13 protein-coding genes are annotated in these 15,234 nt (G+C 42.0%); 3 read left to right on the top strand and 10 right to left on the bottom strand.

All coding sequences use genetic code 11. The annotated features are described in order from the left end of the window. Window positions 1–7 precede the first annotated feature (7 nt). The 9 genes from flgH to AAEU30_RS05125 all read right to left on the bottom strand — a co-directional run bounded on the left by flgH (window position 8) and on the right by AAEU30_RS05125 (window position 7,332). On the bottom strand, window positions 8–691 hold the full coding sequence (flgH, locus tag AAEU30_RS05165; protein WP_421959611.1) for a flagellar basal body L-ring protein FlgH: 684 nt from the start codon (window positions 689–691) through the stop codon (window positions 8–10). Between the two features lie 17 nt (window positions 692–708). Continuing rightward, window positions 709–1,497 (bottom strand): flagellar basal-body rod protein FlgG, encoded by a 789-nt coding sequence (gene flgG, locus AAEU30_RS05160; protein WP_256826572.1) that lies wholly within the window; start codon window positions 1,495–1,497, stop codon window positions 709–711. A gap of 21 nt (window positions 1,498–1,518) precedes the next feature. After that, on the bottom strand, window positions 1,519–2,283 hold the full coding sequence (locus AAEU30_RS05155; RefSeq protein WP_087530920.1) for a flagellar basal body rod protein FlgF: 765 nt from the start codon (window positions 2,281–2,283) through the stop codon (window positions 1,519–1,521). A 146-nt stretch (window positions 2,284–2,429) separates the two neighbouring features. Then, on the bottom strand, window positions 2,430–3,797 hold the full coding sequence (flgE, locus tag AAEU30_RS05150) for a flagellar hook protein FlgE (protein ID WP_421959610.1): 1,368 nt from the start codon (window positions 3,795–3,797) through the stop codon (window positions 2,430–2,432). 55 nt (window positions 3,798–3,852) lie between these two features. Beyond that, window positions 3,853–4,533: a flagellar hook assembly protein FlgD gene (locus AAEU30_RS05145; protein ID WP_421959609.1), complete on the bottom strand. Its 681-nt coding sequence runs from the start codon at window positions 4,531–4,533 to the stop codon at window positions 3,853–3,855. 13 nt (window positions 4,534–4,546) lie between these two features. Next, on the bottom strand, window positions 4,547–4,978 hold the full coding sequence (flgC, locus tag AAEU30_RS05140) for a flagellar basal body rod protein FlgC (RefSeq protein ID WP_036970207.1): 432 nt from the start codon (window positions 4,976–4,978) through the stop codon (window positions 4,547–4,549). A 2-nt stretch (window positions 4,979–4,980) separates the two neighbouring features. Beyond that, window positions 4,981–5,391: a flagellar basal body rod protein FlgB gene (gene flgB, locus AAEU30_RS05135; protein ID WP_421959608.1), complete on the bottom strand. Its 411-nt coding sequence runs from the start codon at window positions 5,389–5,391 to the stop codon at window positions 4,981–4,983. 157 nt (window positions 5,392–5,548) lie between these two features. After that, window positions 5,549–6,379 (bottom strand): CheR family methyltransferase, encoded by an 831-nt coding sequence (locus tag AAEU30_RS05130; RefSeq protein ID WP_421959607.1) that lies wholly within the window; start codon window positions 6,377–6,379, stop codon window positions 5,549–5,551. Window positions 6,380–6,399: 20 nt separating this feature from the next. Continuing rightward, window positions 6,400–7,332, bottom strand: a complete 933-nt coding sequence (locus tag AAEU30_RS05125; RefSeq protein WP_087530926.1) for a chemotaxis protein — start codon at window positions 7,330–7,332, stop codon at window positions 6,400–6,402. A gap of 140 nt (window positions 7,333–7,472) precedes the next feature. On the opposite strand from AAEU30_RS05125, the gene flgA reads away from it, so the two are divergent. From flgA to flgN, 3 genes are all read left to right on the top strand, one after another. Further along, complete coding sequence (gene flgA, locus AAEU30_RS05120) at window positions 7,473–8,180, top strand: flagellar basal body P-ring formation chaperone FlgA (RefSeq protein ID WP_421959606.1); 708 nt, start codon at window positions 7,473–7,475, stop codon at window positions 8,178–8,180. Window positions 8,181–8,258: 78 nt separating this feature from the next. After that, window positions 8,259–8,573, top strand: coding sequence for a flagellar biosynthesis anti-sigma factor FlgM (gene flgM, locus AAEU30_RS05115; RefSeq protein ID WP_421959605.1), 315 nt, complete (start codon window positions 8,259–8,261; stop codon window positions 8,571–8,573). After that, the gene (gene flgN / locus AAEU30_RS05110) at window positions 8,566–8,997 is read left to right on the top strand and encodes a flagellar export chaperone FlgN (RefSeq protein WP_421959604.1); all 432 of its coding nucleotides are present in this window, start codon (window positions 8,566–8,568) and stop codon (window positions 8,995–8,997) included. The genes flgM and flgN overlap by 8 nt, the downstream gene beginning before the upstream one ends. Before the next feature lie 242 nt (window positions 8,998–9,239). Here flgN and AAEU30_RS05105 read toward each other — a convergent pair whose 3' ends face one another. Further along, entirely contained in the window at window positions 9,240–15,197 is a 5,958-nt protein-coding gene (locus AAEU30_RS05105; RefSeq protein ID WP_421959870.1) for an Ig-like domain-containing protein, read from the bottom strand. Window positions 15,198–15,234: the final 37 nt, after the last annotated feature.

The raw sequence follows: 15,234 nt of genomic DNA, 5'->3' as shown, positions 1-15,234 counted from the left end.
ATGTCCTTTAAAAAGGGAATAACGCGCTACTAAAGAATCGTGTTAGCCAACCTGCACTTTGCGACTCTTGCATTTGCCCTTTACCTGAATATTGAATACGCGCATTCGCTATTCGATTCGAGGTAACTGTATTATCTGCTGTTACATCTTGTGGACGCACCAGCCCTTCTAAGCGAATAAACTCTTCACCGGTATTAAGGGTTAGCCATTTTTCACCGCGGATCACTAAATTACCATTAGGCAAAACGCGCATCACGTTAACGGAAATATCACCAAACAAACTGTTCGACTGGTTAGATTTCGAGTCACCAGTAAAAGATGAGTCAGAGCCAATACCAAATTGAATGCTATCGCCACCAATATTAACGGGTAAACCACCTAAACCAACAACTGGATCAAGACTGGCATTACTCTCTTTATCCGTCTCGGTTTTTGCTGCTTTTGAAGCTTGTGTTGACTCTTGTAGTTTTACAGTAATGATATCGCCTGTTCGTAGTGCTTTTTTATCAGAGTACAAGTCATTAGCAGAGTAACTGTCAAATAATGAACCTGTAGGCACAACTTGCTCAGTCACGGGCTCCGGGTACATTGGCGCATAATATGGGTCATCCTGAACCACATGGGTATTTTGAGTTGTCATACAACCACTTAATATACATGCCCCGCTTAAGACGATGATTAAATTACGCATAATGCTGCCCTTATTCATTATAATTGCTGATTAATGTAACTAAGCATTTCATCAACAGCTGAGATTACTTTTGAATTCATTTCATAAATACGTTGTGTTTCAATTAGATTCACAAGCTCTTCAGTCACATTCACATTAGAAGTTTCAAGTGAACCTTGCACAATCGAGCCTAAGCCATCAATACCCGGATTACCTTGAACCGGCGCGCCACTTACTGCTGTTTCGGTGTAAAGGTTTTGCCCAATAGGCTCAAGACCCGATGGGTTAATAAAATCACTAATGGTTAACTGCCCGATCACGACATTATCAGCCTCACCGGCAATACGTACCGATACTTCACCATCTTGCGATACAGTAATTGATTGTGCATCATCAGGTACGTTCATTTCTGGTTGAATAGGAAAACCTGCACCTGCTGTAACAATACGGCCGTCTTCATCGGTGGTAAATTGTCCGTTACGTGAGTACGCAATATTACCGTCAGGTTGTAGTACTTCAAAAAAGCCTGAACCAGATATCATCCAATCCAATGAGTTTTCAGTGGTAAGCATATTACCTTGAGAAAAATTCTTTTGGTTAGCAACCACTTTAGCACCGGCGCCTAACATCAAGCCCGATGGCATTTCAGTGTCTTGTGAAGAACGACCACCTGGCTGATTGATATTCTGATAGAGTAAATCTTCAAATACAGCACGGCTTTTTTTATACCCAACAGTACTGGCATTGGCTAAGTTATTTGAGATAACCGATATATCGGTTTGTTGGGCATCTAAGCCTGTTTTACTGATCCATAATGCAGGATTCATATTAATGTCCTCTCAATTAGGTTAAACAATGCGCAGCAATTGGGTATGACGCTCGTCAATTTCTTCTGCTGTTTTCATTAACTTAACTTGTAATTCAAATTGGCGTTGATGGCTTATCATATCCACCATTTCATGTACTGGATTCACGTTTGACATTTCAAGCGTACCGCTCATTACTTTTACGTTTTGCGATATATCACAAAAGCCACATAAATCATCTTCTAGTTTATCGGCTTTAGGGCGAAACAAGCCGTCATTACCTTTTTCAAGCTGGGTGTTATCCGCTTCAATCACCTTTAGGCGATCTACCACTTCCAAAAAATTAGCAGGCGCACCTTGAGGGCGTACTTGAATTGATCCGTCTTCACTAAACTCCACTTTTTCAATCGGTAGAGGTAAAATGATAGGCCCACCCGCGCCAACAACTTGACGACCATGACTGGTAATTAACGCACCATCGGGAGTAATATTTAAAGTACCCGTTTTTGTATAAGCTTCATTACCTTGGGCATCTTGAACGGTTAGCCAGCCTTTATCGCTCATAGCGATATCTAAATCACGACCCGTTTCAACGATGCCACCAGAGGTCATATTCGAACCAGGGCGTTCTTGCATGGAAAAGACGCGCGTAGGTAAGCCTTCACCAAACGCTTGCATCGACCTTGCCTGCGCAAAATCAGCTTTAAAGCCAGTGGTGTTAGCATTTGCTAAGTTATTTGCTTTGAGCGCAAGGCCCCGCATACTCTGCTTAGCCCCTGACGCTGCAATGTAAACCATCTTATCCATAACATCGACTCACGTTAAAAATCTATATTAGAGATAAATGCAAAATAAGTGCCACAATAAATTGACGGTATGAAATACACTGAAAAGAAACAAAAAAGGCTGCCTGAATTGGCAGCCTTGGTGTCGGATTATTATGAGGTGCGCTATTAACGAATCTGCAGAATACTTTGCTGAATTGTTGAATTCACTTCAAGTGCACGCGAGTTAGCTTGGAAATTCCGCTGTGCGCTAATCAAATCGACCAGCTCATTAGTTAAGTTCACATTTGATTGCTCAAGCGCTGAAGAATTAATAGAACCTAAAGTACCTGAACCTGGCTCACCAGCAATTGGTTCACCAGAGGTTAAACTTTTTTTCCATGACGTGTCACCAGCTTGTTGTAAACCTTGAGAGTTTGAAAAACGCACCATGGCAACTTGCCCTAAGAACGAGGTATCACCATTACTGTAAGAGGCAACCACCTTGCCATCTGTGCCAATATCAATACCCGCTAAACGCCCCACTGTGGCACCATCTTGATCCAGTGCTTTAACTTCAAAATTACTCGCATATTGTGTAGGAATTTTGTTCGCTGTTCCTGCTTCATCGCGCCAGTTCACTTGGACATCATCAGGAAAGCTTGCACCATTGGTTAGTAAGTCAGAAAGACCAGCAACACCAGCACCACCACCAGGTATGGCAATAGGATTAAAAGTGGTATCTGTATTTGCAGCGCCATCAGTATTTAAAGGTAAACCACTTGCATCAAATTGAAATGTTGAAAGTGGTGTATATGGAGTAGCCGTCTCTTCAGCACCTGCAGGACTAAATGGCTTTTCGTCCAGTGTCGCAAATACTTGCCATTCATTCTCATTGCCAGTAACCGTTGCATCTGTTTTCACGAAAAAAAACTGTAAAACATGCGGCTCACCTAAAGAGTCGTACATAGTTGTCGATGTAGAGCTGTTATAAGAAGCACTGACCGTTGGATCAAACGATGTAATCGACGGTGTGCTTGAACGAGAATCTAAATTAAATGAACTATATACATTAGTCGTCGCGCGTGGAGAACCAGATGAATCAGGAATTTGTAATGCCGATGATGTACTTAAACTTACTGAAGTAGTATCGCCTGTCGATTCGTTAACAGGAAAGCCTTGTAAAAAATTGCCTTTTGCATCAACAATAAAGTTATCCTGATTTAGTTTAAATGCACCAGCTCGTGTATAAGTGAAATCTTGAGCACCTAAGTCTTCACTCATTGCAAAGTAACCTTCACCCGTAATGGCTAGATCTAAAGAGTTTTGCGTAAACTGCAATGAGCCTTGATGAAATTGCTGGGCAACCATGGTGGTTTGCACACCATCGCCATTTTTTGTTTTACCTGAACTAAATACCGATGATGCGTAAACATCAGCAAATTCAGCGCGAGATTCTTTGAAACCAGTAGTATTTACGTTAGCAATGTTATTTGCTGTTACATCTAAATCTTTCTGTGCGGCGGCAAGGCCTGTTAATGCAATATTGAAGCTCATAATTCACCTCTAATCTTTGAATTTTAGCCGAAGGCTAACTTAAATTTAAAATTGTTTACGCGATTTCTGCTATATCAGTTAGCCTAACCGCACCTTCTTTTGTGTTAATAATGATCCCACTAGAACCATTAACATTGACGCTCTCAATATTCTTAAAGGTTGCAATAGGTAGGCTTGTAAACTCGCCCCCCATTTGACCTTCAGCCTTAACACTGTATTCCCCTTCGGGTAAATCATCACCGTCAGAGTTTTTACCATCCCATTCAAAACGGATTGCACCGGCTGATTGGGCTCCAAAATCAATTGTACGTACTAGTTGTCCAGATGAATCCTCTATACGCAAGGTCAAATTCTCAACAGGTTCTTGAGCAACGATAGTCCCCTTTGCATCACTACCAGCATTCAAATCTAATGTATCTGACTCTAGCAATGCTTGCTTACCCACAAGAGTAGAAGCTTGTAATGCTGAGTTTGAGGTCATAGATGAAGCGAGTGACTCAAAGTTACTGTTTAGGTTTGAAATACCTTCAGCCATAGTGAAACTTGTCATCTGTGCAATCATCTGATCATTATCAGCGGGGTTGCTTGGGTCTTGAAACGACAACTGTTGCGTCAGCAAGGAAAAGAAATCTTCTTGCGTTAACGCATCACTTTTTTCTTCCGTCGATACTTGGTTCTCTTGCCACTTAAGCGAATCTAAATAAGTCGACGATGTTGTAGTTATATCGTTACTCATAACTTTTCCTCAATTACCGCTGCCCGAGCAACAGTGTTTTACTTAACATTTGCTTTGCTGCATCAGCAACTTGCACATTTGTTTGATAAGAGCGTGAGGCTGAAATCATATTCGCCATTTCTTCTACAACATTAACGTTAGGTTTGTATATATACCCATTTTCATCCGCACTAGGATGGTTAGGGTTATATTCTATTTGTAGGGGTTTATCGCTCTCTACAATGCCTAGTACTTTAACGCCTACAGACGACCCCTGCGGATTGCTTTGTGATGCTGAGGCTTTAGTTAGTTCAGCTGCAAAAACAGGGTGGCGAGCTCGATAAGTCTGGTCTTGGCTTGAGCTAATGGTATTCGCATTAGATATGTTACTGGCCGTAGTATTTAAACGCACATTTTGCGCACTCATACCGGTACCTGAAATATCAAAAACGTTATATAAACTCATGCTTAGGCTCCTTGACTACCGAGGGCTTTTTTAAGGCCTTTAATTTTACTGCTCATAAATTGCAGGCTTGCCTGATACTCTAATGAGTTCTGTGTATACAAGTTTCGTTCCACCTGTATATCTACTGAGTTACCATCACCTGTATCTGCTTGATTTGGCGAACGAAACATTTCACTATTACCGACATAACGGCTACCACCGGCAATGTGTTTTGCATCAGTTGTTACCATGTTATTGCCGCCCTGTTGGTGGCTTTTTGCCGCTTTTAGAGCTGAGGCAAAATCGACATCTTTCGCTTTATAGCCAGGCGTATCAGCATTGGCAATATTGGTTGCTAATAATTCGGCCCGTTGTGAACGGATCAACATTGCGTGAGGATGCACCCCAAAAGCTTTATCAAAACTGATAGCCATAACCATCTCCAAAAAATTGACTTAAGCTGATTAATGCAAAAGGTGAGCCAATATAAATTATAAATATTAACGTCGGTAAGTTATTAAATACAAAAGAAAAAGCGATGACATAAGGCCATCGCTTTTATTAATCATTAATTAAAAATAGCTGAGGATACTATTTTTTTTGATAAATAATACCAGGGTTACACCGTACCATATCAAACTCAGTACTGAGTCCCGACATAGACTCTGATGCACCTAAAAACAAATACCCTTTAGGGTTTAGTGCTTGGGCAAATTGAGCAATGATTTTGGCTTTTACTTCAGGTGAAAAGTAAATCAATACATTACGACAAAATATAATATCGAATTTTCCCATCAAGGCATAAGAATCAAGTAAGTTCAAATGCCTAAAGCTGGTAAGCTTTTTAATCGGATCAATCACTTGAGCCATGCCATTACCACTGTCCTTGAAAAACTTTTTCCGTCGCTCAACAGATAGGCCGCGCGCGAGTGCTAACGAGTCGTACTCTGCATGTTTACACATATCAAGCATTGTATTGGAAATATCAGTGCCGACAATTTGAGCACCCATTTTTAAAACACCAGGAGATTTTGCCTGAAATTCAGCCACAGACATAGCAATAGAGTAAGGTTCTTGACCTGAAGAGCTTGCCGCAGACCAAATTTTAAGAGGCCTGCGTAGTTCTTTATGCTCTGGAAATAGCTTAGTTTGTAATAACTCAAACGGGTATTGATCTCTAAACCACAAAGTTTCGTTGGTGGTCATGGCATCAACTACGGCGGCGCGAAGTTGCCGTTCGTGAGGGCTGAGTGTTTTACTCACTAATTGTGATAACGATTCAACATTGAAACGAGCCATTAAAGGCGCAAGTCTACTTTTTACTAAATAAAGCTTGTTATCGCCTAACACAATACCGCACTGCTGTTCTAAAAAGGTACGGAATTGATCGTACTCGCCTTGCTGTAAATGTTTATTTTCCAAAGTAACACCACCTATCAAAATTAGTCACAATGAACCCATTTTTTTACTGCTGTAGCTAATTCATCCGGGTTGAATTTTGCGATAAAGTCATCTGCGCCTACTTTTTCAATCATAGCCTGATTAAACACACCGCTCAAAGAAGTGTGTAAAATTACATGCAAAGGGGCAAGCTTAGGATCTGCTTTTATTTCTGCTGTCAAAGTGTAGCCATCCATTTCAGGCATCTCAACATCCGAAATCAATAAGCCGACTCTTTCTGTAATATCGTTTTTACAATCAAGCTCTGCGATTTCACGAAGGCGGATTAGCGCCTCTTTACCATTTTTTGCAAGTTCCGTTTGTACGCCAAGTGGCTCAAGTGCACGTTTCACTTGATTACGAGCAACAGCTGAGTCATCGGCTATAAATACAATACGTTCACCCAAGTCTTTTTGAATTTCGCCATCACTAGCAATTTCCGCACTAACCTCGGTGTTTACTGGGCAAATTTCATTTAAGATTTTTTCTACATCAAGAATTTCAACTAACTCATTTTCAATTTCAGTGACTGCGGTTAAATACGAGTATCGACCAGCACCTGATGGAGGGGGCATGATCTTTTCCCAGTTCATATTGACGATGCGCTCAACACCTCCAACCAAAAAGCCCTGAACTGAGCGATTATATTCAGCAATAATAATAAAGCTGTCTTGAATGTTCTCGATAGCAGGGCCACCAACGGCCATGGACAAATCGATAACAGAAATAGTTTGCCCGCGTATATGGGCAACGCCCCGAATATACGCATTTGATTTTGGCATGTTAGTTAAAGGAGGGCATTGCAGTACTTCTCTCACTTTAAACACATTAATACCAAAGCGCTGCCGCCCTCTTAATTTGAATAATAATAATTCAAGGCGGTTTTGCCCAACCAACTGAGTACGTTGGTTCACTGAGTCTAAAATGCCTGCCATTTCAATCTCCTAAGAAAGCTAAAAAAAACGGAACAATTATTGCTTTCTCTATTTAAAGCTACATTACATCGTGGGAGCGTCTAATAATTGACGCTAAATATTTATACCCTGTTTTCAACCATAAGCATAGTCGAAACATTATGAGTTTGTTAAAAAAAAGCCGAAGATACAGTGTTTTTTATTTTCTTGCTAGCCTATGCCTAGTTTCACCGGTATATGGTCAAATATATAGCAAAGAAAACTTACAAACACTTGCGATTTCGTACATAAGAAATCAATTAAAACCGATTAACGATGAGCAAACACAAATTAAGGCGCTTACTTTAGATAGCCGCATTCCTGATCGCAGCTGTGCAACTTCACCGTCTTTAAGCGTACCAACGGACCCTCCTTTTAATCGACAAGTAACGGTACAAATTAACTGTGAAGATATACAAGGTTGGAGTCAATACGTACATGTTCGTATTACAGAACTTGAACCTATTGTGGTTGCCACCGAACACTTAACCAGAGGCGAAGTTATAGAAGCCCACCACTTAAGTGTTGAAATGAGGCCTAAGCACTTTGTTCGAGTACAACATTTACAAGATGAGTCGGTCCTCATCGGCAGTCGTAGTAAGCGCAATATTCGTAGTGGCTTACCTGTTGTGTTAAGTCAAATTTGTATGGTGTGCAAAGGCGACAATGTCACTATTTTTGCTACAATTCGGGGTTTAAAAATAAAAACTTCCGGGTTAGCCTTAGAAGATGGTACTTTAGGTGAGCAAGTAAGAGTAAAAAATGCAAAATCAGGGAAAGTTTTAAATGCCCGCGTAGACGGCGTTGAGTCTGTGCAGGTAAATATTTAAATTTTCAAATTTATGCTAAAGTATCTATCATGCATGCCGATAAATAGGCATATGTTGGATTATGTATAGGTTAAAATCATGGTAAGCCAAGTAAATAAAGGTCAGCAACAGGCTAATGTGTTGGCCAATGCTAAGCAACAGAAAGTTGATTTGCAAAACAATAATACACAGTCGGCGCAAACAGCTGCACCAAAAGCGGCTACCGATTCTGTAAGCTTAACGCCACAAGCACAACAACTTAAATCATTACAAGATAAAGCTCAACAGTCTTCTGGTTTTGATAGTAATAAAGTTGCAGAGCTTAAAAAAGCAATCAGTGAAGGTAAATACCAAATTGATGCTGAAAAGTTAGCTAAAAATATAGCTGCATTTGAGTTTGACGTTTATGGCTGATCATAATAGTTTAATTGCTTCAAAACTGACTATGCAGTTAAATTGCTTAACTTCATTAGTTGAGGTTTTAGATAGCGAGCTTACAGCGATTGCATCGCGTCGAGGCGAAGGGCTTAAAGAGATAGCACAGCAAAAGCTGTCTTTTCTCAGCAAGATCCAAACCCTTGATAAAGAGCTAAGCACTCTACTTGCAAGTAATGATTCGAAATCAGAAGAAGTCTCTGATTTAATTTCTGCTGTTCGTAAACATTTAGAAACGTGTAAAAAGAAAAACGAAGTTAACGCACATGCAGCTCATCAAGCGCAACTGAGCGTAAAACAGCTCAAAGATATTCTAATTGGCGCCCCCACTTCGATGACCTATGACCAAGGCGGTAGTGTTGTGCATGGTAATAGCAAAATCGTTCATAATTTAAAAGCATAGTTCTAACATCTAGAAAATGCCCTTTAGCAACACCTTTTCTTTTTTGCCAATACGATTTATTTAATGAACAACTTTACTTGTGGGCATTAACCCCCCCTGTTTCTAATCAAGACTGCTTTACAGTAATTCACTGTGATTTGATAAAATCAATCCTGCATAATACTTAAATCGCTCGAAATTAATATGATAAAGCGCGGGAAGTGTGAAACTACCCGCGCTTTATATTTGTATTAGTTAACTCATTAACTATCTATTTGATTATTACCGCTTTCAATTAATTTCTTAATCATCTCTTCTGACTGGTTTTGCACATCGATCGCGGACTCAGCAGATTTAGATGTATCTCCACTGAAAGCAATACTACTAGCTTCACTGTCTAAGTCTAAGGCTAGCAAATCCGTTTGTTCAGCATCGCTCAGTACATCATTGATTGTTAAATCCAATGGCTCTGACTCACTACTAACGGTATTGTCAGCAACTAAGATACGGCTTAAGTCAATGCTTTCATTTTGTGATACTTCATTACTGAAGGTAACACTTGATTCTGGTATCCCTGTCTGAGCTATGCTCTGATCTGCCTCTACACTGATTGATGCTGGATCATCATTAATATTGCCAGAGGAAAAATCCTGATTGTCTGTATCTTTAACAAGGTAATTTCCTGCTTGATCAATTGTTAAGAAATAATAATCTTCACCACTTAACAGGTCCAAGTCCAATAAGGATAATGTATAACTCCACTCACCGTTGGCGTCAGTTGTGGTACTTGGGTAACCTTCTAATACATTAAGGTCAATTCCCAATAAGCCTACGCCAATTAAGCTAGCTCCGATGATATATATTTCAGTTCCTGATGGTGCTTCTCCTTCTACAGATGGAAGTAGCAGACCCAATATACCAGGATTATAGTCCGTCACATTAAACTCAATAGGAGTGGTATCAACTATTAAGCCATTGCCTGATGCAGTACCCATGTTACCCGCAGCATCTTTGATACTAACACTTACTGTATATGCGCCATCCAATAACCCTGCAGGGAAATCACTGATACTATCTCCTAATGAAACTGACCAGTTGCCGTCATTATCAGTTGTAACTGTTTGCTGATAGCCGCTGCCAAAGCTTATTATCACTTCTGAATTCGCTTCACTTGACGTTCCTGTGATCAGTGGGCTCGTATCATAAGTTAAAACTAAGCCACTGGTAATTGCGATTTCTGGCGCTACCGTATCTATGATGCCTGTACTTAGCGCTGACGATTCATTTCCTAACTCATCAGCAGCACTGACACTAACAGTGTAAGTGCCATCTGCTAAACCATTAATTACTTCAACATCCCAGCTACCATCGGCATTAGATGATGTGGTCAGCTTTTGAGTATTACCAGCACGGTCAGTGACCAACACGGTCACCAAAGTGCCTGCCGGTGCGCCACTGATAGAACCATTTATGGTCGGTGTCCAATCATTAGTAATCTCTGGTGCAGTAACTAAAATGACAGGCCCAGTATAATCGATATTGAGTGTAATTGTATCATTACTACTATTCCCTGCGGTGTCAGTTATCACTGCGGTTATCAGGGCGTCACCTTGCGCAAGTGCAGTGGTTGCAGTAACACTCCAGTTTCCATTAGCAAGTACTTGAGTTGATACAACCTGAGAGGCACCGCTGCTGTCGAGTATGGTTACTTCGACAATAGACCCTAACGGTGCATCAAGGCTAGTACCTGAAATAAGCGGGGTTGAATCTGTTGAAGGTTGCGTAGATATTATTTCAAGTGTTGGTGAGGTTAAATCAATCACAAGTGAAGTTGAAGCTGACGACGTTAAACCTACTTCGGTGACACTTGCTGAAACCGTGTAGCTACCCTCTAGCAACGCTTGAGGAACCCCTACACTCCATACACCACTATTCAAAGTGGCGGTAAAGTTTTGCACATCACCACCGGCATTTCTAATCACTAAATTAATAGCACTGCCATTTGGCGCGTCACTCGTACCACTTATAACTGGGGTGGTATCATTTGTAGCCGCTAAAGGCGTAATGCCTATACTTGGGGCACTAGTATTGAGCACACCAGTTACATTATCAGATATACTTGTATTGCCTGCTAAATCGGTGACCGAGGCAATAACACTGATAGCACCGTCAGCTAAGCTATCAGGAACATCAACAACCCAACTACCGTCAGCAAGGACTTGGGTTGTATAACTATAAGCTTGTGAGCTATCCGTTACTGTAACATTGATCAAAGTACCAACAGGTTCATCGCTGCTACCTGTTATTGTTGGAGTTGCAATATTTATTGTGCCTACAGCATCCACAGTCACAACTGGCGCAACGGTATCTATTTCACCACCAGTTGTAACACTTGAAGTGAGCCCTGCTGCATCGGTAATTGATGCTGTAACATTGTACTCCCCCTCAGGAAGGGCATCGGATTCAACTTGCCAATCTCCATTAATATCAACTACTGCCGTCAAATTATGCGTATCGCCATTACCATCAACTATTACGACCGAAACAGTACTGCCTTGCTCTTCATCACTCGTTCCTGAGATTATTGGTGTAGCATCATTGGCTAAGCCTTGACTGGCCACTGTAATGTTTGGAGCGACTGTATCTACGGTGATATTACCTGTACGAGTTGTACTATTTCCTGCTTGATCGGTAACCGTTGCAGTGACGGTATAGGTCCCATCGGTGAGTGTACTAGCCGACACTTGCCACTGGCCAGTTTGTGCCACCGTCGCTGTTAAGCTTTGTCCATCAATAGTGACGGTAACCTCGCCGTCAGTTAAATTACTGGTGCCACTGATGAGTGGTGAATCATCACTGGTGAGCGCAGTTGTATTAAGAACTAAGCTTGGTGCAGTAGTATCAATTACACCACTGGCCGTCTGCTCCATTAAATTACCAACGCCATCGCGCACACTCGCTTTAACCGTATATTGTCCATCTCCTAAATTTTGTGGCACATTGACTGACCAACTGCCATTCGCTTGCACTGTCGCATTAAAGGTCTGTGTTGCAACTCCTTGCCCTGTGACCACAAGTGTTACTTGCGCACCTTCACCTAAATCAGTGGTTCCGCTAATAGTTGGCGTGCTATCCATAGTCAGTGCAGGGGTAAATAACGTAAGTTCAGGCGCCGTATTATCAAAATCTAAGGTACTGATGGTGGTGGTGTTACCCGCCGCATCAGTTGCAGAGGCTTCAACATACGCAAGTGCTAGTAATGATACTGAGAGGTTCAATACACTCCAATCACCATTTGCATCAACAGTGGCTGTATAAGGTAAACCCACTGCGCCTCCCACTAAGTGATTTGTAATTGTGACTACGCTACCCTCAGGTAAATCAGAGGTTCCTGACAAGGAAACCAAACTACCCAATAAGAATGACGGAACAATTGCCAGTTCTGGCGGTGTAATATCTATTTCTCCTCCAGTCTTACTGTCTTCCCCCTGATTACCTGCTATATCGGTGGTTGTTGCTTTCACAGAGTAGACGCCTTCAGCTAATGCGGTGTTTGCTGCTGCTTGCCAATCACCTTGCTCATCAGTAGTAACGGTTACAATATGCTCAGTACCATTTGCATCAGTAAAGGTAACCTCGACAGTGGCATTCGCTTCATTTGATGTACCACTAATAAATGGTGTTGTATCTTGGGTTAATACCAAGCTGCTTTGGTCAATGGTGATCTCAGGGTTAATACTGTCTATAACAGCATTTGCAATCTGTTGCCCAGCATTACCCGCAGTATCGGTGACCACTGCAGTGACTGTGTAAACACCTTCGGCAAGAGTTTGGGATGCCTCAACTTGCCATGTTAAATCTGCTGCCAATGTTGTATTAACGGTATGGCTTGCACCTTGCGCATCAGTAAAAGTAACAGCAACAGTGTTCCCTGCAACAGCATTTAAAGCCGCCCCTGTCACGAGAGGTGTTTTGTCTGCTGTGCTGCTTAATAAATCAATCAACACTGTCGGTGGAGTTAAATCTATTTCACCTGTTGTTTGAGCCGAATTGCTATTTCCGGCAATGTCAATAATAGTTGCAGCAACGCTATAACTTCCTTCAGCAAGCTCACTTGCAAGCGCAACAGACCATGTACCATTTGCTTTGACCGTTGCCTGCGCCGATTGCTCAGTGCCAGCACTGTCTGTGACCAACAATGTAACGATAGTGCCTTGTGCTGCATCTGATGTGCCACTAATTACTGGCGTGGTATCATTGTTAATAGTCGGTGTATTAACAGCTAATGTTGGGGCTGTTAAATCTATTGCTAAATCAGTACTAGACGATCCAATTAAACCGTCTTCACTGACACTAGCTCTTACCGTGTAGCTGCCTTCAACAAGTGCTTCATTGACCTCAATAGTCCATTGCCCAGCCGCAGCTTGCGTAATTAGTGTTTGTATAACAACACCTGCCGCTATTATTTCAATCGTTACGTCAGTGCCATCTCTTGCATCTGTAGTACCTGAAATGCTCGGTGTTGTATCTATTGTCGGCTGTAAATTTGCAATCGAGATGGTCGGTGCATTAGTATCTAATGTTACGGTATCAGTAGCCAATGCTTGATTACCAGCAGCATCGCTCACATTAGCTGTAATAGTAATTGCGCCATCATTTAATCCATCAATAACTTGTACCGACCAGCTGCCATCGGCTTGTACAACTGCAGTTAATTGATAACTGTTAAAGTCATCACTGACATTGACCATCACCGTTGCGCCTATTTCATCACTACTGCCTGAAATAACCGGTGTATCATCATTAAATGTACCCAATCCATCCAAAGTTAAAGTGGGATCTAAGGTATCAACGGTACCAGTACTCTGTGCTGTACCACTATTATTTGCTGCATCCGTGATGGTAGCTGTAACAGTGTAAGCACCATCGGCCACCACTGCGCTTGGACTTGCAGAGTAACTGCCATCGCCTTGCACTTGGGTTGTAAATTGCTGCCTGTCACCATTAGAATCAACCAAAACAATGACCACTTCAGTACCTTGTGGCTCAGTTGAAGTACCTGAAATTGTCGGGGTTGCATCATTAGTTACACCCGGATCCGTCATCGTCAATACTGGCGTGATAGTATCGATCGACAGAATGGAAGATGCCGTTTGTTGATTACCAGCAGTGTCGGTAATAGTCACTTCTACTGGATATTCACCATCGCCCAATGCTGTTGGAATTGTTACCTGCCATGTTCCATCATTAGCAACTGCTGCTAGCAGAGTTTGCCCATTAACCACAACAGATACTTCACCACCAGTTTCATTACTACTGCCTGTTATTGTTGGTGTTGTATTAGCGGTTGGTTGTAAAGTATCGATAACTAAACTTGGTGCAATACTATCAACCACGCCACTGGTTTGTTCCGTAGTTAAGTTACCAACGCCATCGCGCACAGATGCAGTAACAGTATAAGCCCCCTCCGCGAGTGCTTGTGGCACAGACACCGACCAAGTTTGATCAGCTTGAACGGTTGCGCTAAATGTTTGAGTGACATTATCACTATCAACTACGGTCAAATTAATCACAGTGCCTTGGCCCATATCAGTGTCACCTGAAATGACAGGTGTTGTGTCATTACTCAACGCGTCAACACTGACATTCAAATCAGGAGCTGTATTATCAAAATCAAGCGTGCTAACTGCCGTTGTATTTCCTGCTGCATCAGTAGCACTTGCAGTCACATACGCTAAGCTCAGTAACGGCACCGTTAAATTTAGTACTTGCCAGTTGCCATTTTCATCTGTAACTGCGGTATAAGGCAGCCCAACGAGACCTCCGACTAAATGATTCGTGATAGTTATTATACTTCCTTGCGGAAGATCCGACTCACCTGATAGTGACACTAAATTACCGAGTAAGAAGGATGGAATAACTCTAAGCTCAGGTGCCACGGTATCAACAACCCCACTATCACTGGCGGTACCGGTATTCCCTGCGGCATCACTGAGACTGACACTGACACTGTAGTTGCCATCTGCTAATGCTTGGCTGGCTTCTGCCTGCCATTGACCACTGCCATCCGTTTGCACCGTGACACTGTGACTGCCATTGCTGTCAGTGAAGGTCACGATAATGTCGCTGTTGGCTAAGTCTGATGTGCCCGTTACCAGCGGCGTGTTGTCGTTTGTTAGTTCTGGTGCGCTGATACTCACACTCGGTGCGGTGGTATCAATCTCGCCGGTGGCTGTGCTACTTCCAGTGTTCCCCGCC

The sequence above is a fragment of the Pseudoalteromonas mucoides genome (assembly GCF_049257175.1).
In the GTDB taxonomy this organism is placed as follows: Bacteria; Pseudomonadota; Gammaproteobacteria; order Enterobacterales; family Alteromonadaceae; genus Pseudoalteromonas.
The sequence above is the reverse complement of the archived record's forward strand: the minus strand, read 5'-3'. Positions and strand labels throughout refer to the sequence as shown.

Excerpts from the sequence above, each read along its gene's own strand:
- flgH (WP_421959611.1), bottom strand. The coding sequence starts at position 691 with ATGCGTAATTTAATCATCGTCTTAAGCGGGGCATGTATATTAAGTGGT.
- flgG (WP_256826572.1), bottom strand. The coding sequence starts at position 1,497 with ATGAATCCTGCATTATGGATCAGTAAAACAGGCTTAGATGCCCAACAA.
- AAEU30_RS05155 (WP_087530920.1), bottom strand. The coding sequence starts at position 2,283 with ATGGATAAGATGGTTTACATTGCAGCGTCAGGGGCTAAGCAGAGTATG.
- flgE (WP_421959610.1), bottom strand. The coding sequence starts at position 3,797 with ATGAGCTTCAATATTGCATTAACAGGCCTTGCCGCCGCACAGAAAGAT.
- AAEU30_RS05145 (WP_421959609.1), bottom strand. The coding sequence starts at position 4,533 with ATGAGTAACGATATAACTACAACATCGTCGACTTATTTAGATTCGCTT.
- flgC (WP_036970207.1), bottom strand. The coding sequence starts at position 4,978 with ATGAGTTTATATAACGTTTTTGATATTTCAGGTACCGGTATGAGTGCG.
- flgB (WP_421959608.1), bottom strand. The coding sequence starts at position 5,391 with ATGGCTATCAGTTTTGATAAAGCTTTTGGGGTGCATCCTCACGCAATG.
- AAEU30_RS05125 (WP_087530926.1), bottom strand. The coding sequence starts at position 7,332 with ATGGCAGGCATTTTAGACTCAGTGAACCAACGTACTCAGTTGGTTGGG.
- flgA (WP_421959606.1), top strand. The coding sequence starts at position 7,473 with ATGAGTTTGTTAAAAAAAAGCCGAAGATACAGTGTTTTTTATTTTCTT.
- flgM (WP_421959605.1), top strand. The coding sequence starts at position 8,259 with ATGGTAAGCCAAGTAAATAAAGGTCAGCAACAGGCTAATGTGTTGGCC.
- flgN (WP_421959604.1), top strand. The coding sequence starts at position 8,566 with ATGGCTGATCATAATAGTTTAATTGCTTCAAAACTGACTATGCAGTTA.